Source organism: Aestuariispira insulae (assembly GCF_003385955.1).
GTDB classification, from domain to species: Bacteria; Pseudomonadota; Alphaproteobacteria; order UBA8366; family Aestuariispiraceae; genus Aestuariispira; species Aestuariispira insulae.
Genome location: NZ_QRDW01000007.1, coordinates 1 through 20,648 on the forward strand (window position 1 = coordinate 1; position 20,648 = coordinate 20,648).

Consider the following 20,648-nt stretch of genomic DNA (forward strand, 5'->3'; position numbering starts at 1 on the left):
GATCGGTAAAGTTTCGGCGTTTCGCCATTCTTGTCGTCCTTCTTATCGAGAAGGATACACCTTAGCAGATGGTCCGATTTTCTAGGACCACTTCAATATTCGCCAGAGACACAATAATAAAAACCATCCGCAAAAGAAACAAAACTTAAATAATCATCATACATACCATTGTGAAATACAAAAAATATTACAGTAAACAAAACAAAGAAAATCATTAGGACTGAATAAAACCTATCATTCCACCCACCAAACCGACCAACAATAATCAGATCCCTCACGCCAAAAAGAACAAACATAAAAAATATCAAGTGACTAAAAAAGTAGGCAACAGAGCCAAAATACCAAGAGATAAATGCCAGTATGAATGGAATATTGATCACTCACAGCCCCTAAAAAATATAGAAATTACACACGGTCCAACGCTATTGAATCAAGGGCTCTCGGGAACACCTTGATGATCTTACCTACAGCATCCCGCCCTTGTCCGGAAGGGGTCATGAGGGGCCCCAAGGATCGCTTGCCTGTTACCCCCCCAAAAAAACTCGGAATATTTCCTACAGGAAGGCACTCGCCTGACCTCCCTGCATATCCGGGATACTCCCTCTTGTTTCTCAAGCAACCGTACACAGCAACCTGCCAGCCTGTTTCTGTTCCCAGTCCTCTATCAGCGCGCTGGATTCTAAAACCCAAGGATAGTTTTCGATATAGTCGTTGGTATTCAATACATGCCTTTCCATACGACTTCAGGGGTTCGACACCTCACGCCGAACAATCGGCTCTCAGACGATCCAGTACGGTAAGCGACATCCGACAGGGAATATTTTTACAGATACCTGAGGCTTCAAACGAGCCGACATAGAAGTTTTTGAAAAATGGGGCAGGATAACTCTTTATCGGTCTTTTGGGGCGGTTGATGGCAGTTTACATGCCTCTCCTCCAACAGATAGCCGACGGCCCTTTTGGACCGTCGGCTATACTATTCCGCTGAAGATTGTTACGCCCCTTGGGCTATCTGAGCGCCAACTCAGCCTCCGCCATCACCAGACAGAATTCTTGCCTGTTCCCGGAGGTGAAATTTCTGAATCTTGCCGGTGGAGGTCCGGGGTATTTCCGCAAAGACGAACCGGCCCGGCACCTTATAGGACGCCAGGTTTTCCTTGCACCAGTCACGCATTCCGGCCGCATCCACCTCATGCCCCGCTGCCTTTTCGATAAAGGCGCAGGGGGTTTCACCCCATTTGGGATGCGGCATGGCCACAACAGCCGCCACGGCAACGGATGGATGCCGGTACAATACCTCCTCCACCTCCATCGAGGAGATATTCTCCCCGCCTGAGATGATCACATCCTTGGACCGGTCTTTCAGCTGGATATAACCGTCGGGGTGAATGACGCCCAGATCCCCGGAATGGAACCAGCCGCCTTGAAAGCTCTCCCGGGTGGCTTCGGGGTTTTTGAAATAGCCCTTCATCACCACATTGCCGCGGAACATTACCTCGCCCATGGTTTTGCCGTCCCGCGGCACCGGGGTCATGGTTTCCGGGTCCAGCACATCCAGACCTTCCAGGGGCAGGTATCGGACCCCCTGGCGCGCCTTCAACGCCGCCTGCTGCTCCGGCGGCAGATCCGACCATCCCTGGTGCCAGTCATTCACCACGGCCGGGCCATAGGTTTCGGTGAGGCCGTAGAGATGGGTGACCTCAAACCCGGCCTGCTGCATATCCGCCAACAGCTTTTCCGGGGGCGGTGCGGCAGCGGTGAAGAACTGGACCTTGTGACCGAGGCTGCGCTTTTCATGATCCGGCGCGCCGATCATCAAGGACATGACCACCGGGGCGCCGCACATATGGGTCACGGCATGCTCGGCAAGCGCCGACCAGATCGGTTCGGCCCGCACCTGGCGCAGACAGACATGGGTGCCCGCGATTGCCGACAGCGTCCAGGGAAAACACCAGCCATTGCAGTGAAACATCGGCAGGGTCCAGAGATAGACCGCATGTTTTGCCATAGAGGTTGTCAGCGCATTGCCCTGCGCCAACAGATAGGCCCCCCGATGATGAGAAACGACCCCCTTCGGATTACCGGTGGTGCCGGAGGTATAGTTGATCGAAATGGCATCCCATTCATCTTCCGGCATCAACCAATCGAAATCCGGGTCTCCGTGAGCCAGGAAGTCTTCATAATCGAGGGCTTCATGATCCCGCTGCCCGCCATGAAATTCAGGATCATCATATTGCACGACAAATGGCTTCACCCGGGTTAGGCCCAGGGCTTCATGAAGCAGCGGCATGAACTCAGAATCGACGATGATCAGCCTTGCCGCCGCATGATCCAGCTGAAAGGCAACCGTCTCCGCATCCAACCGTGTATTGATCGAATGCAGGACAGCGCCGCACATCGGCACGCCATAGTGACTTTCCAGCATGGCGGGCGTGTTGGCCAGCAGCGCGGACACCGTATCGCCACGGCCAATGCCGCGCCCGGCCAAAGCAGAGGCCAGGCGCCTTGAACGGGCATAGAACTCCCGATAACTGCGCCGCAAGGCCCCATGGATGATTGCTGTATAATCAGGATAGACACTGGCCGCGCGTTCCAGGAATGTCAGCGGTGTCAAAGGCTGGTAATTCGCGGGGTTGCGGTCCAGGTCCGTGTTGTAGGGATTAACCATTGCCACCTCACTGATCCCGCCATTGGGGAGCACGCTTTTCGATGAAGGCTGCAATGCCCTCCTCGGCATCTTGCGCCAACAGGTTTTCCACCATCACGTTTGACGCATGGTCATAAGCCTGCCTAAGGCCCATTTCCCGCTGCTCATAAAAGGCACGTTTTCCAATAGCCAGGGTCAGGCTGGATTTGGCGGCAATCTTGTTGGCAAGCGCCATGACCGCCCCCGCAACATCGTCCGGCGGCACCACCTGGTTCACCAACCCCATTTCGGCCGCGCGGGCCGCTGAAACCATGTCACCGGTCAACAGCATTTCCATGGCATGTTTATTCGAAAGATTACGGGACAGGGCCACCATTGGGGTGGAACAGAAGAGACCGATGTGAACACCGGGTGTCGAGAACTGCGCCCGGTCTGATGCAACGGCAAGATCACAGCTGGCCACCAGCTGGCAGCCGGCTGCGGTTGCCACCCCGTCCACTTCCGCGATAACCGGTTTCGGGCAAGAGACAATTGACTGCATCACGCCCGAGCAGAGCGCCATCACCTTCTGGAAGTAGGCCCGGCCGCCATCCGACCCCTTGCGACCCGCCGTCATTTCCTTCAGGTCATGGCCGGCACAAAATGCCGGTCCATTCCCGGCCAAAACCACCGCCCGCACGGACCGGTCTTCGGCGGCACCGGCAAAGGCATCTCCCAGCCGCACCAGCATCGCCTCAGAGAGCGCATTGCGCCGCCCGGCATCATTCATGGTAAGGCGCAAAACACCATTGGCATCCATCTCACGCAGCAGGATATCCACACCGGTCTCAACCATTTCCTGTCCCTTTCCTGCTCTCAGAGGATATTGACTTCGACTTCATCGGCCAGGGCATTGGCGATGAAGCAATAGCGATGGGCGCGATCCTGCATGACTTCCAGCTCGGAAGCCGCAACAGTGAACCCTTTGTCAAACCGGACGACCGGATGCAGATCGATCCGAGTCACCGTCGTCTGCCCCTTCGGGTTCTTGCCCAGATGGGCAATCGCATGATCCCGGTAGCTGGCCACCGGCCATCCCGCCTTTGCGGCCAGCGCCAGAAACGTCATCATATGGCAGCTGGACAGCGCCGCCCCCAATGACTGTTCCGGGTTGGCATTCATGGCATCCCCGCCCCAGTCCGGAGCGGCATCCCCCTCCAGCATGAGATCATCGGTGAAACGCAGAATATGGGCATTTGAATAGGTGCCGGGGCTCAGTTCCGGTTCCGAACGTTCCCATTCAAGTTCGACCATCAATTCAGACATCGTAGTATCCTTGACGATTGAGTGACAATTTACGCAGAAATAGCGATTGCCTTCTTCGGATCGAAGAACGGCTTTTCAACAATCACTGCGAAGGCCGTTCCGTTCGACGTCTCAATTTCAAACTCAGAACCAAGCACCGCATGATCCGCCTCAACCATGGCCAGGGCGATATTTTCCCCCAGGCGGGGGGAATAGACGGCCGACGTCACCTTGCCGACCGTTTTCCCTGCAACCTTCAACGGCCAGTATGAGTTATTCGGCCCCTTGAGCGGGCTGCCGCCAATATGCAACCCAACCTGCTTGCGGCTGGCACCTTCCGCTTTAATGCGTTTCAGCGCGTCCTTACCAATAAAGTCGGCATCCATGTCGAGCGCTACAAGGCGGTCCAATCCCAACTCAAAGGGGTTGGTATGGATATCCGCATCGGCATGATAGGAAAGCATGCCCCCTTCGATCCGCCGGATCGAAGAAGTGTGACCGGGTTTCAAGCCAAGAGGCGCACCAACGGCCATGATTTTTTCCCAGAGCTCATCACCACGGGAGCTGTCTTGCAGATAAAGCTCATAGCCCAGCTCACTGGACCAGCCGGTCCGGGAAATGATCAGCGGAATGCCGTCCAGCTCGACTTCGCGCAGCCAGTAATAGCGCAGGTCCATGACATCCTCACCGAACAGCGCCCTCATGACCCAGCCGGATTTCGGGCCCTGCAATTGCAGCGGGGAAACATCAGGCTCGCCGATCGTCACGTCCATGCCCGCATGCACGGCAACGCCCTGTGCCCAAAGCAGAATGTCGCTGTCCGCCAGAGAGAGCCAGAAACGGTCTTCGGCCAGGCGCAGCAGGATCGGATCATTCAGGATGCCGCCGTCCGCATTGGTGACCAGGATGTATTTGCACTGCCCGACAGCCATCTGGGACAGATCCCTGGGGGTGAGCATCTGTACAAATCTGGCAGCATCCGGCCCGGTGATTTCCACCTGCCGCTCCGCCGCGACATCACACAGGATTGCGTCATTCACAAGATTCCAGAAATTCTGTTCCGGATCTCCGAAATCGCGCGGAATATACATGTGGTTGTAGACCGAAAATGCCGTCGCGCCCCAGCGGACCGTCGCATCAAAGAAGGGTGACTTCCTGATCTGTGTGCCGAAGCCAAAATCTTCTTTTTGTACCATTCTGATCGCCTTTCAAAACGATGCCCATCAAGGGCTGCCGAACAATTCATTGAACGGCCAGAACATAGTTGAAAGAAACGATATAAAGTGGTCCTTCTTTTTCAGATTTTCAGTCTGAATGGACTAAAAATTTACCGGAATTGAGAACAATCAGTCTTCGCCGGGCAAATTCCGCCCTTCAGTCCTTCGGGGCGGCCAATCCGGCAATATCCGGAACCGCCGACTTCACCTCTCTGGTGGCAATATAGGTCATATAGCGATCAATTCCGTCATCCTCTTCAAAGAGGCCGTCCATCACCTGCTGGAATGAGGAAAGACTGGAGGTGACAATTTTCAAGACATAGTCCATCCCGCCGCCGGTCGCGAGACATTCAGTGATCGCGGGTTCCTGCCTGACCCGTCTCTCAAAACTATCAAAATCGGCTTTTCGATGATGCTTGAGTGAGACCGTGACAACGACCGTCATGGCATTGCCAATCCGGCCAAAATCGATATCCGCCCGATATCCACGAACAAGCCCCGCCTTCTTCAGGCGGTTGAAGCGCGCCCAGCAGGGTGTTGGCGAGAGATTGACCAGCTCTGAAAGCCGGCCCTTGCTCAATTGTCCATGCTGTTGCAAGGCGCAAAGAATGCGGATGTCCGCAGCATCGAGTGCAAACTTCGCCATTTAATCCAACCTCACCTATAGAATGATCAAACGATATTTTTATTCTGATTGATACGATGCCGGTAACGACATGGTTAGGCGGATCAGGACTCGCACACACCAAAGCCGCCCTCATGAATCGAAAAACCGCAACATGGTCTCCCGGGAGATTTTACAGCCTGGAGGCTGGGTCTGATTTCCTATTCGCGGCATCACTGTGTCTTTTGGCGAAAATCTTATGCGCCATGCCCGATAAACGATTGCGACCAAATAACGATCACGACCATGAAGAAGCCTCGCCAGCAGGTATCCCTTGTGTATTCTGAGATCTCCCACTAATTCTTTCGTTGATCCCTTCCGCCTAAAGCAGATTTTAGCGCCAAATGCCCTTAGTGAAATCATCCCTTAAGTCTGTGGCCATATTCATCGCCAAGCTGGCCGTGACGGTGGCTCTCTTTTACCTGATTGCACACAATATCGATCCGGCACAGATTGAGGCGCAGATCATCAGCTTGGATCCAGTCCATATCCTTTTGGCTGCATTATTGCTCTATCTCCAGATACTGCTGGTCAGTGGAAGATGGGTCTGGATGCTGCGCTTTTATAAGACTGCCTTTTCCCTGAGAACTGCCATACGGCTTTCCATCGAGGGGTCTTTTTTCAATCAGGCCTTGCCTTCCGGGATCGGCGGTGACGCGATCCGAATCCTGCGATGCCGGCAATATGGCATCGGGACTGGGATCGCGGTCAGTTCAATCCTGATGGACCGGATCGTCGGCCTGGCGGCCCTGCTTATGATGGCACTGGCAGCCATGCCGGCCATATGGGCGGCGGACCCAATGGGGCTTACGGCCAATGGCGCTTTCATGGCGATCCTGATCGGCTTTGCCGGGCTTGCATTTTTGCTGGCATTCCCTTTCATGCCGGAAAAGCTCCGCCGACCGCGGGCAATGGATGCACTGGGTGCACTGGGGGAGCGCGCTGCACTATTCCTGATAAAGCCGAAGGCTGCCCTACCAACCCTTTGCCTCTCGCTGCTCAGTCATGCCTGCACCATCCTGGCCATGTATCAGATCGGTCAGGCATTAGGAACGGATATCCCACCTCACGCCCTCTTCATGGTGGCCCCCGTTGCCCTGCTGATCATCGTCTTACCGGTTTCGGTCGGTGGCTGGGGGTTGCGCGAAGGTACTATGATTCAGGGATTGGCGATCTTTAATGTCGCCAATGAGTCAGCGCTGACTCTCTCCATCCTTTTCGGGCTGCTCAATATCGTCATCAATATTCCAGGCGGCCTTCTCTGGCTGGCTGCAAGGAAAGAGGAAACCGCATCATGAATGAAGCCAACGGGACCGCGCGTGGCCGCACCGCCTACAGCCAGCATCTGGCCCAGAAACTGCTCTCAGGACTGACCTCAACGGATGGCGGCGAGATCATTCAGATTCTGCAAGCAGAGGATCTGGATCACGATCCCGCGCCGGGCAGCGCCCCGTGGCCGGCGGACCGCCTGAATGAGACTATCCGGGAATTTGGCAAAAACAGCCTGGATGGGATCCTGGCCATTGACCTGCTGGGCCGATTGCCGGAACCGGCGACTCTTTTTGAGCAGGCGCAATCCAGTTTAAAACCTGGGGGGCGGCTGGTGATGATTGAGCCTGGCGTGAGCTTGCTATCCTGGCCTTTTTACTATTTTTTCGGCGATCGACGCGTGGATTTTTCTCATAGTCCGCTCGACAACCATGCCGCCCGCCATGGCCAGCATGGCAATCTGGCAACAGCCAGCCATCTGTTTAATTTCCTGGAACACAGAATTGAACTGATGGAGCGCTTTCCAACACTTCATTGTATTCACCAGGAATGGATGAGCATCCTGACCGGCCCGCTGGCACGCGGTATCGGCAATGCCAGCCTGCTACCGGAACCGGCATTACATCCTTTGCTGGCGCTGGAAAACAAGCTGATGCCATTCATCGGCCGGTGGAGCGCCTCCAAGCTTTTTATCGTGCTTGAAAAGCGCGCAACCACATCCAGGCAACCGAATTAAAATTCGTTATTGAGACGCTTATAGCCTTTCACCAACTCGGTATTGGCCTGAACCACACTTTCCGAGAAAGTCGCCTGCACAGGCGTTACCTGCTCAATCGATTTCAAATCCGCATTGGAGTGGATCGTGGTTGTGGAGGGAATATGATAATTTTCCGGCACTTCACAGCCTTCGATCACAGAATTGTGGCGGATGACCGACCCGTTGCCGACCGTGCAATTGAACAGGACTGAATTAAAACCGACAAAAACATCATCCCCGATCACACAGGGGCCGTGGACGATGGAACGATGCGCGATGGAACTGCGCTCGCCAATCTTAACCAATGCCCCGGCCTTGGAATGAATGACAACACCATCTTGAATGTTGGAATTGGCCCCGATGATAATCGGATCCATATCGCCATCCTCATTCACCTCATCCGCGCGGATAACTGCATAAGGACCGACAAACACATCGCCCTCGATGAAAACCTTGCCACAGATAATGGCGGTTTTGTCCACGTAGGCCGACGGGGAAATCACCGGGATATCACCGTTAGGGTTCTTTCTGATCATGCTTCAGTCCTTGCTCAAAATCTGTCTTTTTGCTTTTTCTTACTGCCTTCCGCGTAACACCCCCCCTGTCCGGGTTCAAGGGCAATCACGCCGGACAGCGTGTTTTGCGGCTTTTTAAGGCCATTTTTCAAAACACATTCCCTACCAAATGGACCTGTCATTTACCTGTCGAAACCGATACGATTAGAGCCAATTTGGAACTCTAAGCAAGATATGGCTGGCCATGACTACGAAATTGAGCGTGAATTTGAACAAAGTTGCCCTGCTGCGGAACCAGCGGCATGTCGGCTATCCTGATCCCGTTGCCGCCGGGCGCACTATTCTGGAGGCAGGTGCTCATGGCCTGACCGTGCATCCGCGCCCTGACGAACGCCACATTCGCCGCCAGGATGTTTATGATCTTGCCACCATGCTGGATAAAGACGGTCATAAGGCGCGCGGGATCGAATATAATCTGGAAGGCAATCCATTCGACGATTTCCTAACCCTTTGCCGCGAAACCCGCCCGGATCAGGCCACATTGGTGCCCGATGCCCCGGACGCAGCCACCTCCGACAATGGCTGGGACGTCATGGATGACGCAGTGCGTGAGCGGCTGCGCCCCTTGATTTCAGAACTGAAGTCCTTTGGCTGCAGGGTCTCCCTCTTCATGAACCCGGACGCCGCCGCCATGGCTCGGGTTGCGGAACTGGGCGCCGACCGGATCGAGCTTTATACCGGTCCCTACGCCGATGCTTTTGAAGCCGGGAACGCCGATGGCCAGCTCGCGCTGTACGCTGCTGCTGCCAGTGCCGCTGTCGAGGCCGGGCTCGGCATCAATGCCGGCCATGATCTGACCACGGACAATCTGCCTTCCTTTAAGGCAGCCGTGCCGGATCTCGCTGAGGTTTCCATCGGCCATGCCTTTATTGCTGATGCGCTTTGGATGGGCTTTGGCCGGACTGTGGAGGCCTATCTGGAAGCGTTGGATGTCCGACGCGATGGCTTCCTGTACAGTGCAAACGGCTAAGAGCGCGCTGTCGCTCTTTTCGCCTAACGATCCGGGGCAGGGGCCACGCCACAGGGATGGTTGCCCCGGTCGGGCACGATCTTCGGCAACTCCACGATAAAGACGGCCCCTTCCCCTTCCCGGCTCTGACAGGTGATATCGCCACAAAGCTTGGCCTGGACGATATTATAGACCACGCTGAGGCCAAGCCCGGTTCCCGCTCCGCCCATGGATTTGCGGAAGAACGGGTCAAAAACACGGGCCACATTCTCCTCCGCAATGCCGCAGCCATCATCGCAATGTTCAACCCGGACCATACCGTCCTTCTCTTCGATCAAGAGGCGTATCGTTCCACTTTCGCCTGGCTTATAGGCATGTTCCAGACTGTTGATCATCAGGTTTGAAACCACCTGGGCAAAAGCGCCAGGAAATGAATCCATTTCGATCGCCTCATCACAGACCAGTTCGATCTTGATGTTGCTTTCCTTAAATTGCGGCAACAGGCTGTGAAACACATTGCGCGTATATTCCGCAACATTGAACTCCCGCCGTTCCTCACTGGTTTGATCCACCGCGATTTTCTTGAAACTAGAAATCAGGTCCGCGGCTCTTTCCAGGTTGCCCCGAATTAATTCAAAGGCCTCATCCGCTTTTTCGCAAAACGCGGTCAGGTCTGACTTCTTAATTTGCCCGCTTTCCAGACTGCCCTTCAACCCATCCAGCCGGTCGGTCATGTGGGTGACAACCGTCAGCCCCACGCCGACCGGGGTATTTATTTCATGCGCTATCCCGGCGACCAGATGCCCCAGGGCCGCGATCTTTTCGGCCTGGATCAATGTCTCCTGCGTTTCCCGCAGTTCGGTCAGGGCTTTTTCCGCATCCTCCTTCGCCGCCAGCGCCTCTTCCTGGGCACGCACGGTTTCAGTGACATCGGCATAAGTGGTGACAAAACCGCCGGTGATGACCGGCATGGGATTGCCTTCGATTTCTATCACGGTGCCGTCATTCAGCACCCGCCGGAAACTGTGCGGCTGTGGGTCTCGGGCTTTTTCCAGGCGCTCTTCGACCAATTCATTGATGTCGCCGTCACCATATTCCCCGCGCTCGGCATTGAAGGTGAAAAAGCGGGATAGCTCCGTTCCCACTTCAGAAAAACCGTCCGGCAGGTTCAACAGCTTCATGAACCGGTCATTACACAAAGCCAGCCTAAGGTCCTTGTCAAAAACCGAAATTCCCTGGGATATATGCTCGACAGTCGCTTCGAGCAGCGCCGATTGATAGGCAAGTTCCCGGGTGCGCTCTTTCACCTTTTCTTCAAGGCTGGCATTTGCCTCCCGCAGCTTTTCGGCAAACTGCCGACGCTCCGTGACATCCTTATAGATACTGATGAAGCCGCCATCCTCCAGCGGCGCTCCTTTGATTTCAAGAACGGTCCCATCGGGGCGCCTGCGCTCAAAACAATGGGCCTGACGCAGTTTCAGAAGGGCGACCCGCTCGGAAACCATGGCATCCACATCCCCCGGACCATAGTCACCGCGTTCCGCATTAAACCGGAAGACATCCTCCAGAGGAGTACCCGGCCGCATCAGGGAAACCGGCAAATCCAGCAGGGTAATCGCGCTGAGATTGGTATAAACCAGACGAAACTCGGAATCATGCATGGTGATCCCGTCATCCAGCTTATCCAAAGCGGAAAACAGCCGCCCTTGGTCACGATTTCCCTGCTGGCCCGCCATGCCCTGTTAAACCGCCCGGACTTTGGACAAAAAGGTGTCCACCGCCTCACGCAAGACCGTTGCCTGTTCCTCCAACTCCCCGGCGGAGGTCAGCACGTTTTTCGAAACCTGACCGGTTTCATCCACGGCCTTTGACACACCGGAAATATTGGTGGAAACCTCTTTGGTCCCCTTGGCCGCCTGATCGACATTGCGGGCGATCTCTGTCGTAGCCGCGCCCTGCTGTTCGACCGCGGCGGCAATTGTCGTCGCTGCCTGATCCAACTGCTGGATGGTTTTGGCAATACTCTCAATGGCGGTCACCGCCTGATTGGTCGACTGCTGAATATCCCCGATCTGGCTGGAGATTTCATCAGTTGCCTTGGCTGTTTGATTGGCCAATGACTTCACTTCATTGGCCACCACCGCAAATCCTTTGCCGGCATCACCGGCCCTGGCCGCCTCGATGGTTGCGTTCAAAGCCAGCAGGTTGGTTTGTTCCGCAATGTCCGTGATCAGGGAAACAACTTCACCGATTTTATTGGCCGACTGGGCAAGATTCTCAATTTTTTTGTGCGTTTCATCCGATGCCGCCACCGCCTGACGGGCGATTTCAGCGGATTGCCCCACCTGGCGGCTGATTTCACTGATCGACGAAGATAGCTGGTCCGCCGCCGAGGCAACGGTTTCCACATTCATTGAGGTTTCTTCCGATGCCGTGGCCACGACCGAGGATTGCTGTCCCGCCTGATCGGCTGTTTCGGTCATTCGGCTGGCAGATTGGCGCATCTCGCCAGTTGCGCTGCTGACAAAACGGACAACCCCGCCAACGCTTTCCTCAAAATGGTCGGCCATCTGCAGCATGGCGGCCTTTTTCTCAGACTCCGAGCGTTTCTCCTGCTCGACCTGATGTTGGCGCATCTGTTCCATTTCAATGCTTTTTTCCAGAAACACATCCATGGAACGCGATAGATCACCGATCTCGCTGCGTTCGTCGGAAAAGCGGATATTGATATTGTGATCGCCTTCAGAGAGCCGGATCATGTTCCGGGCAATCGAATTGATCGGCCGGGAAATAGAGCGTCCAATGACAAGAGAAAGAGCAATCATCACCGCAACAATCACTAGCGCGACGATGGCCAGCAACAGCACGTTTTTCATGAAAATCGCATTCACATCATCAATATATATGCCCGACCCCATGATCCATTTCCAGGGGCCGTAACCTTTCACGTAAGACACTTTTGGAACCGGTTCTTCAAAGCCGGGTTTTGGCCAATGGTAGTTTACAAAACCGCCTCCGGACTGCTTAACCACCTTCACGAATTCGCGGAAGATATAAACACCATTCACATCCTTCAGATCACTGAGGTCTTTGCCGTTCAGTTTCGGACTGATGGGATGCATCAGCACAACGGAATCATAGTTATTGATCCAAAAATATTCCTGGCCGCCGTCATAGCGGACATTGTGGATCGCTTCCATGGCGGCTTTTTGTGCCTCTTCAACGCTCATATTGCCGGCACTGGCTTCTTTCCCAAAGTAATCAACAATGCTGTGAATGGATTCAACGATATGCTGGGTTTTAATCTGACGGCTTTCCACCAGCATTCGATGCTGTTCCACCAACACATACCCGCTCAAGACCGCAACACCGATCACACCGACCAGCGTCACCAACAAAATACGCCACCGCAACTTGAGTTTCTTCATCTTTCCCTCCCTGATCGAGGCTCATTGCCATTTTCTGGCAACTCTATGAATAAATAGTTTATTACTATTTCTAGTTTCTTTCTTTGATCTATCTCTATCTGGATATCTTCTATAAAGGCGGGCGCTACCGGTCTTTCCGAGTAAAGAAAGAACAGCCCAGCAGGCGGCTGACGGTCTCTCCGCCTTCCGAAAGCGGCAACAGCAGCCGGTCATAGGAAATGAAATCCTTATTCATCCATTCCGCGTCCAACTGGGCATAAAAAGGCTGATGGCTATCAACCACATGATCATATTGCCGGCGCAGTATTTTGGCGCTTTCTCCATGATACATCTCATAAAACCGGCTGCCGGTGAAATCCCGGCCAAGAACCGATACGAGAGCTGTTCCCAACAGGGTTGGTTCATAATCCCGCTCTGGTTCTTCATATACTTTGAAAATAAACAGGTTCGGCAGTAAAGCCGTGAGATCCACCGGATCAATAGCCTGGCGTGGCGGCGCAATCCGCCCCGCACATTTCGCGTGCCAATAATCAAAGAGATCCTGATGTCTCGGATCCGGCAGCCCCGCCCCCGGTTCCAGTCCCATAATATCCTGCATATATTCTATTTATTCAGCCGTCATCCCCGCTTGCAAGACAAATTGAGATGAATCAAGGCCGGGATCTTTGCTTATGACATAATGCAAGCAGGGTGAGGGGCTATCCTCTCCAGACACCATTAACGGAAAGGTGAGAGAGATGCGTATCAAGTCAATTCTAGTGCATTTGGAAGCAAGCGAGCGGGGCAGACTTTGCCTTGAAACCGCCATCAACCTGGCAGGCCGGTTTGATGCCCACCTGACAGGCCTTGCTGTCAAGTCCCCTTTCTATATCCCAAGCTTCGCCGCCGCCCAGGTCCCGCCCGACATCTATACCGCGATGAATGAGGAGCAGGACCTCCGGATTGCCAAAGCCAAGGAGGTCTTTGATGACGTGGTACGCGCCAACAACCGCCAGGACCGCAGCCAATGGGTACAGGCCGAGGGGGATATCGCCACGGCCATTACCGATCACAGCCGCTTCAGTGACCTGGTCATCCTTGGGCAGGAAGATGAAGACAAGGATATGGAAACCTATCAAAGCGTGCCGGACAATGTCATTTTGTCCGCTGGGCGCCCCGTTCTGGTCGTGCCCTATATTGGGACACAGGCACAAATCGGCCAATCGGTGATGATTGCCTGGGACGGCAGCCGGGAAGCCGCACGTGCCGTGTATGATGCAAGGCCGATCCTGGAACAGGCATCCTCCATCACCATATTGAGCGCCAATCCGAAACGGGGCGAGGATGCACCGGGGGCGGACCTGGCCCGTTATCTCTCGGAACATGACATCGGATCAACGATCCAGAAAACCGTCTCTGACGGTGTTTCCGTCGGAGACCTGCTGCTTAACGAAATATCGGAAGGCGGCTATGACCTGGCCATCATGGGCGGGTATGGCCATTTACGTCTGCGGGAAATGATCCTGGGTGGCGTGACCCGGCATATGCTGGAACATATGACCATTCCGGTAATCTTCTCTCACTAACTTAAAACGAATTCAAAATTGCGGGGCCGCTCGAATATCGGGCGGCCCTTTGCATTTTTGTTTCTTTGACCTCGGCTCAGATCGAACAGGTCGCCAGGCCGCGCTTTTCCAGATATTGCTGATGATAATCTTCAGCGACCCAAAAATCGCCCGCTGGTGCAATTTCCGTCACAATAGGTCGGCTGTGACGGCCTGAGGCTTGCTCTTCCGCCATGGAGGCCTTGGCCGTTTGTTCTTGCGCTTCATCATAAAAGTAAATCGCCGAACGATATTGGCTGCCTGTATCCGGCCCCTGCCGATTCAATTGCGTCGGGTCATGCTTTTGCCAAAAAACCGACAGTAGATCCTGATAAGACACCCTTTCCGGGTCGAAGGTCACCAGCACAACCTCCGCATGACCGGTACTGTCACTGCAGACCTCTTTGTAGCTCGGATCGGTTTTTGATCCCCCGCTATATCCGACCGCCGTTTCCATGACACCGGGCACCGACCGGAAGGCCGCTTCCACGCCCCAGAAACAACCTGCGCCAAACATCGCTTTTTCCACCGGCATTCTCCCTATCGCAAAAAATCTATTGATGGCAGCCTTCGAAAACCGGCTCCATGCCCCTGCCATTGCAAGGCCCTCCCAATATGGTCAATCCCGGGGCTCACTTCCAGTAAGCTCCTGTCACAATTTCTTGTGGCACCCACACATGTAGGGAGCGCCATTTTCGCATATTGCAAATAACTATTCGCATATTGCGAATTTATTCATTTGCATTTTGCGATTTTTCTGGATATTTGCAATTTGCGAATAAGGGAGTTTTTTTAGATTTCGTTTTTTATATTGTTTATTTTCAACAGCTTAATTTTTTTTCAAACCCTCAGAGAAAACTGGCACACCCTTTGCTACTATCTTGTTACATCGGGCACTTGCAGCCAATCCACTTTCTTGCCCGATGTGCAAAGGCAAAGCCTTTGATAAGGACTGTGGCCCTAACCGCCCCTTCCCCCCAGGTTAGGGCCACACGTCTTTCTAAACCATTAAAATCCTCAAATTCACTCATATGAGCCGGCCCGCATTCGAGCCGGTTGAAGCTCTGCGCTTTCGCACATTCCGGAGGCGTCCCTCAAATCCCCAAGACATCATACTCCATCCGGGCCTCAATGGCCTGATCGGCCAACCAGGCCCGAAAAGCTTTGATTTTCGGACGATCTTCCTGATGTTTGGGGCAGACGATGTAATAGGCGGACGCACTCTCGTAATCCACATCAAATAACTTCACCAACCGCCCCAACTTTAAATCCTCGCCTACATGGGCGCTGCGCACCAGCGCCACCCCCTGGTCACTGTAGGCCGCCTGAAGCGCCATGTTGGTATCCGGAAAGCGTGGGCCGTCGCCAAGCAACGGGTTCATCAGCCCCGCACGCCGGAACCATTCCTGCCAGGTCGATGTGCGCTCTTCATTATTGCGCAAAAGCAAGGGCATCTGCAGAAGATCCGACGGTGTTTCAGGCATGCCATATTGTTCAATCAGGCCCGGGCTGCAGGCGGGAAAGACCTTCTCCGTCAGCATCAGCTCACAAAACAGCCCCGGATAATTGCCTCCGCCCAGCCGGATCGCCATATCGGCTTCGCCATCAGCAAAGTCGATGCAATTATCATTGGTGGAAATCCAGACATCAATGTCCGGATGCCGGGCCTGAAAATCCGGCAGGCGCGGCACCAGCCATTTCACTGCAAAGGATTGCAAAAGGCTCACTTTCAAAGCCCCTCGCACCTCTTCCTCCGCCAGTTGGGTCAGGGAAACTTCCATCCGTTCCAGGAAATCCCGAATCACAGGAACCAATACCTTTGCCTGCTCGGAGAGCACCAGCCCTCGCTTTTGCCGGATGAACAGCTTGAAACCCCAAAATTCCTCCATATGGCGGATCTGGTGACTGATCGCGCTTTGGGTGACATTTAGCTCTTCCGAAGCACGGGTAAAGCTCAGATGGCGGGCGGCTGCTTCAAGCGCACGCAAGGCAGCAATAGGCGGCAGGGGACGCATGGCTCAGCACCTCAAATCGTCAGAATCATCCATGAATATATATTCATGTTTCCGCCGGGATAAAAGCGCCCCTTACCGCCGATCCCGGAAAAAGGATTTCAGCAAATCAGCGCATTCACTTTCCGACAGGCCGCCGACAATCTCCGGTCGGTGATGGCAGGTGGATTGCTCATAGATGCGCGGCCCATGATCCACCCCGCCGCCCTTGGGATCATAGGCCCCGAAAAAGAGCCGCCGGACCCGGGCAAAGGAAATGACGGTCGCACACATCGGACAGGGTTCCAGCGTCACATATAGATCACAGCCTGGTAGCCGCGGTTCGCCCAGCAATTGACCCGCAGCCCGGATCGCCAGCAATTCCGCATGGGCGGAGGGATCATTCAATTCCTCCACCCGGTTTCCCGCCGCCGCCAAGACCCTTCCGGTTGCCGATTCGACAACGACCGCCCCCACCGGCACTTCACCTCGGGCTGCCGCGGCCTCTGCCGCCTTTATTGCCTGTTGCATATATTCGTTCGGTTCGACCGTCATCACTTTCCTGCCTGTCTCCGGCTCAGAATACCTCACGCTTAACGGTCTGCCGCCTTTCAGCGAAACGGGCCGTGCCAAGTATCTGGCAGGATACCTAACACAGCCCTTTCTCTGCTATCAAATCTCTTCTTTTCGATAATAATGGATCACCGGCTGCGCTTCAAAAAAGCCAGCCAGTCGCGCCAGGACGCCATTTTCCGTGATCGCCTGGAGGTAGGCCTGATGATGCTCTTCCGACAGCCACTCTTCATGGATCAGAAAGTCATTCGTTTGGCTATTAAACAGGATCGAAACATTCAAAGCCCCGGGAAAGGACCGCACATTCGGCAGGTTTTCGCGCAAAAAGGGCTCGAGCGCGCGATAGCCCCCCTGATTGACTTTGGCTTGAATGGTTACGGTTACTCGCATGACTTAACTCCTTCGTTGATGTCGGAGATGTCATAACGGAACCTAGCCTGGCGAAATATTCGGACCTTCCCAAAAATACGGTTCTTCTACCAGTTATTTTCCAGCCGCAGTTTTTTCGGAGAAACGCCAAATTTTTTCTTAAAGACCGTAATGAAGTGGGAGATATTTTCATACCCGACTTCAAGCGCGATCTCACTCACTGAAAGTGAACTGGCGCGCAGCAAATCATGGGCGCGTTCCAGTCGGGCAGCTATAAGCCATTTCTGTGGCGTGGTCCCGAACTGCCGGCGGAAATCCCGGTTAAAGCTGGTTGCCGGACGTCCCGATAAACGCGCCAGATCGGCAATGCTGAGTTTCCAATGAATGGGGTCAGCCAGCAGCCTTTTAATGTTACGCTTCGGATTATCCGACCCAACCGCGCTCAAAAACCCGCATAGGTTTCCTCCGTTGTCGGTCAGTTCCAGAATATTCAACAGCTCCAACAGCTTGACTCGGACAATTTCGGGACTGGTCCTGAAATCGCGATAGACCGCGTACAAGGCGGCCATATAGGCTTCCACAACCGGGTCAGCATTCATTTCATATGGGGCAACCGGTTCCACAGCTCCCCCGCCTGCCAGCGGCCTGCTTTTCAAAAATTCCTTGATTGTCCCATCGTCAAAGAAAAACAGGAAGGCCTCCAGCGGGCCGTCCGTCCGGACAAAATCAGATATCATATAAGAGTTTTTCGGCATGAACAGCATCTGCCCCTTGCGCAGGACAATCTCATCCCGCTCATAAGAAGCAAATGTTTCTTCCCCGGATAAAACGAAGGCCAGACAGGGCGCATTGGTGAAAAACTCCACATCAGTCATGTTCTGCGGGATATTTTTGTAGAATATCGACGCCTCGCCATGGCCCATCACACAATGCGCATCCACCATGTCATGGAGACACTCCGGGATCAGAAGGGTTTTCTCTCGACTATAAACGGGGATTTGGTCTGGCATGAAGAATCGTCCATACTGGCTATCCGGTCTCCCAAGGGCTGGCCGGAACCGGTGACCCCGCCTGTTTAACCTTGAAAAAGACGGTGGCCTTTAATGCTATAAAATCGTAACAAGTCGGCGGGGCACCAATCGCCTCCCCTATTCACAAACGGACTATACGAAGTAGATCATGGCCGAACAACGCCCGAACGACAGCGATGCCCCCGCGACCGAGACCGCCAATGCCGAAACCGGCCAGCGCATTGCCAAAGTGATGGCACGGGCGGGCCTGTGCTCCCGGCGGGAAGCCGAACGCTGGATCGAAGAGGGCCGTGTCACGGTCAATGGCAACAAGATCACCTCGCCTGCCCTGGCCGTTACGGATGCAGACCAGATCGTGGTCGATGGCAAACCCCTGCCAGTGAAACAACCGACCCGCATGTGGATGTATCACAAACCGGCCGGCCTTGTGACAACGGCGCGGGATGAGAAGGGCCGCCCCACGGTATTTGACAATCTGCCAAAAGACATGCCGCGGGTGATTTCCATCGGTCGGTTGGATCTTAATTCCGAGGGCCTGTTGCTGTTGACCAATGACGGTGAGCTGGCCCGCAAACTGGAACTGCCGGCCACCGGCTGGCGACGGATATACCGTGTGCGCGTGCGCGGCCGGGTCGATGAAGCCAAGCTTCAATCCCTGGCCAATGGCGTGACCGTAGACGGCGTCCGTTATGGCGCGATCGAAGCCGTTTTGGAAAACCAGCAGGGATCCAATGCCTGGGTCAAGATCACTTTGCAGGAAGGCAAAAACCGGGAGATCCGCCGGGTGATGGAACATCTGGGCTATGCGGTGAACCGCTTGATCCGGGTTTCCTACGGCAAGTTTGATCTGGGCCGCCTGGAAAAAGGGGACGTAGAGGAAATCCCACCCGGTGCCATCCGCATAGCGGAGGGCCGTCAACATAAAGGCGCCAAAGCCAAGCCCAAAAAGGGGCTGCGTAAATCCGGTAAAAAAACCTATGGCAAGAAACCGGCGGTCAAGCGCCCGGATGGCCGCAAGGCCGCCTCGAAACGCCCCGGTGCCAAGCGGCCTGACGCCCGGAAGCCGGATGGCCGCGGCCGGGACGGAAACTGATCCATGCGCATCATCACCGGCCGCTTCCGCGGCACCAAACTGATGACGCCTGATGGCAATACCACCCGACCAACCGCCGACCGCACCCGTGAAGCCTTGTTCAGCATGCTCGGCCATGGCGATTACCGTGCCCTGGTGAAGGATGGCCATGTGGCCGATATCTGCGCGGGCAGCGGTTCCGTCGGCCTGGAGGCGCTCAGCCGCGGTGCCGCCCATGCTACCTTCTTTGAGATGGACCGCCATGCGTTGGCCGCGTTGAAGGCCAATATCACCAAATGCCGGGCAGAAAAAGAAACAACCGTATTACCGATCGATGCCCGGAAGGCCGGTAAGCCAAAACAGCCCTGCGACCTGATCTTCATCGACCCGCCCTATCACAAAGGCCTGGCCGAGCAATGCCTGGAATCGGTGCTGAACAGCGGCTGGATGGCCAGGGACGGGCTGGTGATCGTGCAGACCCATCCGGAAGAACCGTTTGAATGCCCGGCCAGTCTTGAGGTCGTGGATGAGCGCAAATATGGCGCGGCCCGTCTTTATTTCCTCCGCGAACCGGCGGATAAATAGATCATGAACGACCAACAGCCGACCGAGAATTTCAGCTCCGATTTCCAGGAAGACTTCCTGCATCTGCTGCAATGGCGCCGCGATATCCGGCATTTCCGAACAGATCCCCTGCCCGATGGCGCGGTTGAGGACCTCTTGTCTGTCGCCAACCTGGCTCCCAGTGTGGGCCTGAGCCAGCCCTGGCGCTTTGTCCGGGTCTCGGACCCAAAGCGCCGACAGGAGATTATCCGCAATTTTGAGGAAGAGAACAGCGCGGCCCTGGGCGATTATAAAGGCGAACAGGCCAAGCTATATGCCAGCCTGAAACTGTCCGGCCTGCGTGACGCGCCGGAACATCTGGCGGTTTTCTGCGACCCGGACCCGGAACAGGGCGGCGGCCTTGGCCGCAAGACCATGCCCGAAACATTGGCCTACAGCTGTACCATGGCGATCCACACGCTCTGGCTTTATGCCCGGGCCAAAGGCTATGGCCTGGGCTGGGTCTCGATCCTGAAACCCGATTTCATCACAACCGCCCTGGATGTGCCGAAAGACTGGCAGTTTATTGGCTATCTCTGCCTCGGCTATCCGGAATATTGGGACAGTGTGCCGGAGTTGGAACGGCGCGGCTGGGAACATCGCCAGGCACCACAGATCCTGGAACGGTAATCTCCA

22 protein-coding genes are annotated in these 20,648 nt (G+C 54.9%); 7 read left to right on the forward strand and 15 right to left on the reverse strand.

All coding sequences use genetic code 11. The features are described from left to right. Positions 1–92 precede the first annotated feature (92 nt). From DFP90_RS23070 to DFP90_RS15620, 6 genes are all read right to left on the reverse strand, one after another. Positions 93–380, reverse strand: a complete 288-nt coding sequence (locus DFP90_RS23070) for a hypothetical protein (RefSeq protein WP_147301030.1) — start codon at positions 378–380, stop codon at positions 93–95. Positions 381–1,024: 644 nt separating this feature from the next. After that, positions 1,025–2,668: an acyl-CoA synthetase gene (locus DFP90_RS15600; RefSeq protein WP_115937608.1), complete on the reverse strand. Its 1,644-nt coding sequence runs from the start codon at positions 2,666–2,668 to the stop codon at positions 1,025–1,027. 7 nt (positions 2,669–2,675) lie between these two features. Then, on the reverse strand, positions 2,676–3,482 hold the full coding sequence (locus DFP90_RS15605; RefSeq protein WP_115937451.1) for an enoyl-CoA hydratase: 807 nt from the start codon (positions 3,480–3,482) through the stop codon (positions 2,676–2,678). A gap of 20 nt (positions 3,483–3,502) precedes the next feature. After that, positions 3,503–3,952 (reverse strand): OsmC family protein, encoded by a 450-nt coding sequence (locus DFP90_RS15610; protein ID WP_115937452.1) that lies wholly within the window; start codon positions 3,950–3,952, stop codon positions 3,503–3,505. A gap of 29 nt (positions 3,953–3,981) precedes the next feature. Beyond that, a complete protein-coding gene (locus DFP90_RS15615) occupies positions 3,982–5,127 on the reverse strand; it encodes a glycine cleavage T C-terminal barrel domain-containing protein (RefSeq protein ID WP_115937453.1) in 1,146 nt (381 codons plus the stop codon). A 178-nt stretch (positions 5,128–5,305) separates the two neighbouring features. Beyond that, positions 5,306–5,794, reverse strand: a complete 489-nt coding sequence (locus DFP90_RS15620) for an Lrp/AsnC family transcriptional regulator (RefSeq protein ID WP_115937454.1) — start codon at positions 5,792–5,794, stop codon at positions 5,306–5,308. Positions 5,795–6,156: 362 nt separating this feature from the next. On the opposite strand from DFP90_RS15620, the gene DFP90_RS15625 reads away from it, so the two are divergent. Then, on the forward strand, positions 6,157–7,110 hold the full coding sequence (locus DFP90_RS15625) for a lysylphosphatidylglycerol synthase transmembrane domain-containing protein (RefSeq protein WP_115937455.1): 954 nt from the start codon (positions 6,157–6,159) through the stop codon (positions 7,108–7,110). Next, a complete protein-coding gene (locus tag DFP90_RS15630; protein WP_115937456.1) occupies positions 7,107–7,817 on the forward strand; it encodes a methyltransferase domain-containing protein in 711 nt (236 codons plus the stop codon). Before DFP90_RS15625 ends, DFP90_RS15630 begins: the two co-directional genes overlap by 4 nt. Here the strand turns inward: DFP90_RS15630 and DFP90_RS15635 are convergent. Beyond that, entirely contained in the window at positions 7,814–8,374 is a 561-nt protein-coding gene (locus tag DFP90_RS15635; protein ID WP_115937457.1) for an LbetaH domain-containing protein, read from the reverse strand. The genes DFP90_RS15630 and DFP90_RS15635 overlap by 4 nt on opposite strands. A gap of 223 nt (positions 8,375–8,597) precedes the next feature. Between DFP90_RS15635 and DFP90_RS15640 the strand changes: the two genes are divergently transcribed. Beyond that, positions 8,598–9,383: a pyridoxine 5'-phosphate synthase gene (locus DFP90_RS15640; RefSeq protein ID WP_115937458.1), complete on the forward strand. Its 786-nt coding sequence runs from the start codon at positions 8,598–8,600 to the stop codon at positions 9,381–9,383. A 23-nt stretch (positions 9,384–9,406) separates the two neighbouring features. Here DFP90_RS15640 and DFP90_RS15645 read toward each other — a convergent pair whose 3' ends face one another. The 3 genes from DFP90_RS15645 to DFP90_RS15655 all read right to left on the reverse strand — a co-directional run bounded on the left by DFP90_RS15645 (position 9,407) and on the right by DFP90_RS15655 (position 13,376). Beyond that, positions 9,407–11,098 carry a sensor histidine kinase gene (locus DFP90_RS15645; protein ID WP_115937459.1) on the reverse strand — a complete coding sequence of 564 codons (1,692 nt, stop codon included), beginning with the start codon at positions 11,096–11,098 and terminating at the stop codon, positions 9,407–9,409. Between the two features lie 6 nt (positions 11,099–11,104). After that, positions 11,105–12,790: a methyl-accepting chemotaxis protein gene (locus DFP90_RS15650; protein ID WP_115937460.1), complete on the reverse strand. Its 1,686-nt coding sequence runs from the start codon at positions 12,788–12,790 to the stop codon at positions 11,105–11,107. A 124-nt stretch (positions 12,791–12,914) separates the two neighbouring features. Next, positions 12,915–13,376, reverse strand: coding sequence for a PAS domain-containing protein (locus DFP90_RS15655; RefSeq protein ID WP_181905398.1), 462 nt, complete (start codon positions 13,374–13,376; stop codon positions 12,915–12,917). Positions 13,377–13,527: 151 nt separating this feature from the next. Here DFP90_RS15655 and DFP90_RS15660 point away from each other — a divergent pair, with 151 nt between their 5' ends. Beyond that, positions 13,528–14,355 carry a universal stress protein gene (locus DFP90_RS15660; RefSeq protein ID WP_115937462.1) on the forward strand — a complete coding sequence of 276 codons (828 nt, stop codon included), beginning with the start codon at positions 13,528–13,530 and terminating at the stop codon, positions 14,353–14,355. Positions 14,356–14,431: 76 nt separating this feature from the next. Here the strand turns inward: DFP90_RS15660 and msrA are convergent, their stop codons facing one another. The 5 genes from msrA to DFP90_RS15685 all read right to left on the reverse strand — a co-directional run bounded on the left by msrA (position 14,432) and on the right by DFP90_RS15685 (position 18,316). Next, positions 14,432–14,902 carry a peptide-methionine (S)-S-oxide reductase MsrA gene (gene msrA / locus DFP90_RS15665; RefSeq protein ID WP_218044700.1) on the reverse strand — a complete coding sequence of 157 codons (471 nt, stop codon included), beginning with the start codon at positions 14,900–14,902 and terminating at the stop codon, positions 14,432–14,434. Between the two features lie 565 nt (positions 14,903–15,467). Continuing rightward, the gene (gene gcvA / locus DFP90_RS15670) at positions 15,468–16,388 is read right to left on the reverse strand and encodes a transcriptional regulator GcvA (protein WP_115937464.1); all 921 of its coding nucleotides are present in this window, start codon (positions 16,386–16,388) and stop codon (positions 15,468–15,470) included. Between the two features lie 72 nt (positions 16,389–16,460). After that, a complete protein-coding gene (locus DFP90_RS15675) occupies positions 16,461–16,919 on the reverse strand; it encodes a nucleoside deaminase (RefSeq protein ID WP_115937465.1) in 459 nt (152 codons plus the stop codon). Between the two features lie 117 nt (positions 16,920–17,036). Beyond that, positions 17,037–17,327 (reverse strand): putative quinol monooxygenase, encoded by a 291-nt coding sequence (locus DFP90_RS15680; protein WP_115937466.1) that lies wholly within the window; start codon positions 17,325–17,327, stop codon positions 17,037–17,039. Positions 17,328–17,413: 86 nt separating this feature from the next. Continuing rightward, positions 17,414–18,316, reverse strand: a complete 903-nt coding sequence (locus DFP90_RS15685; RefSeq protein WP_115937467.1) for a helix-turn-helix domain-containing protein — start codon at positions 18,314–18,316, stop codon at positions 17,414–17,416. Positions 18,317–18,485: 169 nt separating this feature from the next. Between DFP90_RS15685 and DFP90_RS15690 the strand changes: the two genes are divergently transcribed. The 3 genes from DFP90_RS15690 to bluB are packed head-to-tail and all read left to right on the forward strand — an operon-like array spanning position 18,486 to position 20,642. Next, a complete protein-coding gene (locus DFP90_RS15690; protein ID WP_115937468.1) occupies positions 18,486–19,430 on the forward strand; it encodes a pseudouridine synthase in 945 nt (314 codons plus the stop codon). A 3-nt stretch (positions 19,431–19,433) separates the two neighbouring features. After that, the gene (rsmD, locus tag DFP90_RS15695) at positions 19,434–19,994 is read left to right on the forward strand and encodes a 16S rRNA (guanine(966)-N(2))-methyltransferase RsmD (protein WP_115937469.1); all 561 of its coding nucleotides are present in this window, start codon (positions 19,434–19,436) and stop codon (positions 19,992–19,994) included. A 3-nt stretch (positions 19,995–19,997) separates the two neighbouring features. After that, the gene (gene bluB / locus DFP90_RS15700; protein WP_115937470.1) at positions 19,998–20,642 is read left to right on the forward strand and encodes a 5,6-dimethylbenzimidazole synthase; all 645 of its coding nucleotides are present in this window, start codon (positions 19,998–20,000) and stop codon (positions 20,640–20,642) included. Positions 20,643–20,648: the final 6 nt, after the last annotated feature.

Excerpts from the sequence above, each read along its gene's own strand:
- DFP90_RS15640 (WP_115937458.1), top strand. The coding sequence starts at position 8,598 with ATGACTACGAAATTGAGCGTGAATTTGAACAAAGTTGCCCTGCTGCGG.
- DFP90_RS15610 (WP_115937452.1), bottom strand. The coding sequence starts at position 3,952 with ATGTCTGAATTGATGGTCGAACTTGAATGGGAACGTTCGGAACCGGAA.
- DFP90_RS15685 (WP_115937467.1), bottom strand. The coding sequence starts at position 18,316 with ATGCCAGACCAAATCCCCGTTTATAGTCGAGAGAAAACCCTTCTGATC.
- DFP90_RS15680 (WP_115937466.1), bottom strand. The coding sequence starts at position 17,327 with ATGCGAGTAACCGTAACCATTCAAGCCAAAGTCAATCAGGGGGGCTAT.
- DFP90_RS15620 (WP_115937454.1), bottom strand. The coding sequence starts at position 5,794 with ATGGCGAAGTTTGCACTCGATGCTGCGGACATCCGCATTCTTTGCGCC.
- DFP90_RS15690 (WP_115937468.1), top strand. The coding sequence starts at position 18,486 with ATGGCCGAACAACGCCCGAACGACAGCGATGCCCCCGCGACCGAGACC.
- DFP90_RS15615 (WP_115937453.1), bottom strand. The coding sequence starts at position 5,127 with ATGGTACAAAAAGAAGATTTTGGCTTCGGCACACAGATCAGGAAGTCA.
- DFP90_RS15650 (WP_115937460.1), bottom strand. The coding sequence starts at position 12,790 with ATGAAGAAACTCAAGTTGCGGTGGCGTATTTTGTTGGTGACGCTGGTC.
- bluB (WP_115937470.1), top strand. The coding sequence starts at position 19,998 with ATGAACGACCAACAGCCGACCGAGAATTTCAGCTCCGATTTCCAGGAA.
- DFP90_RS15605 (WP_115937451.1), bottom strand. The coding sequence starts at position 3,482 with ATGGTTGAGACCGGTGTGGATATCCTGCTGCGTGAGATGGATGCCAAT.
- DFP90_RS15655 (WP_181905398.1), bottom strand. The coding sequence starts at position 13,376 with ATGGGACTGGAACCGGGGGCGGGGCTGCCGGATCCGAGACATCAGGAT.
- DFP90_RS15630 (WP_115937456.1), top strand. The coding sequence starts at position 7,107 with ATGAATGAAGCCAACGGGACCGCGCGTGGCCGCACCGCCTACAGCCAG.
- DFP90_RS15600 (WP_115937608.1), bottom strand. The coding sequence starts at position 2,668 with ATGGTTAATCCCTACAACACGGACCTGGACCGCAACCCCGCGAATTAC.
- DFP90_RS15635 (WP_115937457.1), bottom strand. The coding sequence starts at position 8,374 with ATGATCAGAAAGAACCCTAACGGTGATATCCCGGTGATTTCCCCGTCG.
- DFP90_RS15660 (WP_115937462.1), top strand. The coding sequence starts at position 13,528 with ATGCGTATCAAGTCAATTCTAGTGCATTTGGAAGCAAGCGAGCGGGGC.
- DFP90_RS15645 (WP_115937459.1), bottom strand. The coding sequence starts at position 11,098 with ATGGCGGGCCAGCAGGGAAATCGTGACCAAGGGCGGCTGTTTTCCGCT.
- DFP90_RS15625 (WP_115937455.1), top strand. The coding sequence starts at position 6,157 with ATGCCCTTAGTGAAATCATCCCTTAAGTCTGTGGCCATATTCATCGCC.
- gcvA (WP_115937464.1), bottom strand. The coding sequence starts at position 16,388 with ATGCGTCCCCTGCCGCCTATTGCTGCCTTGCGTGCGCTTGAAGCAGCC.
- rsmD (WP_115937469.1), top strand. The coding sequence starts at position 19,434 with ATGCGCATCATCACCGGCCGCTTCCGCGGCACCAAACTGATGACGCCT.
- DFP90_RS15675 (WP_115937465.1), bottom strand. The coding sequence starts at position 16,919 with ATGACGGTCGAACCGAACGAATATATGCAACAGGCAATAAAGGCGGCA.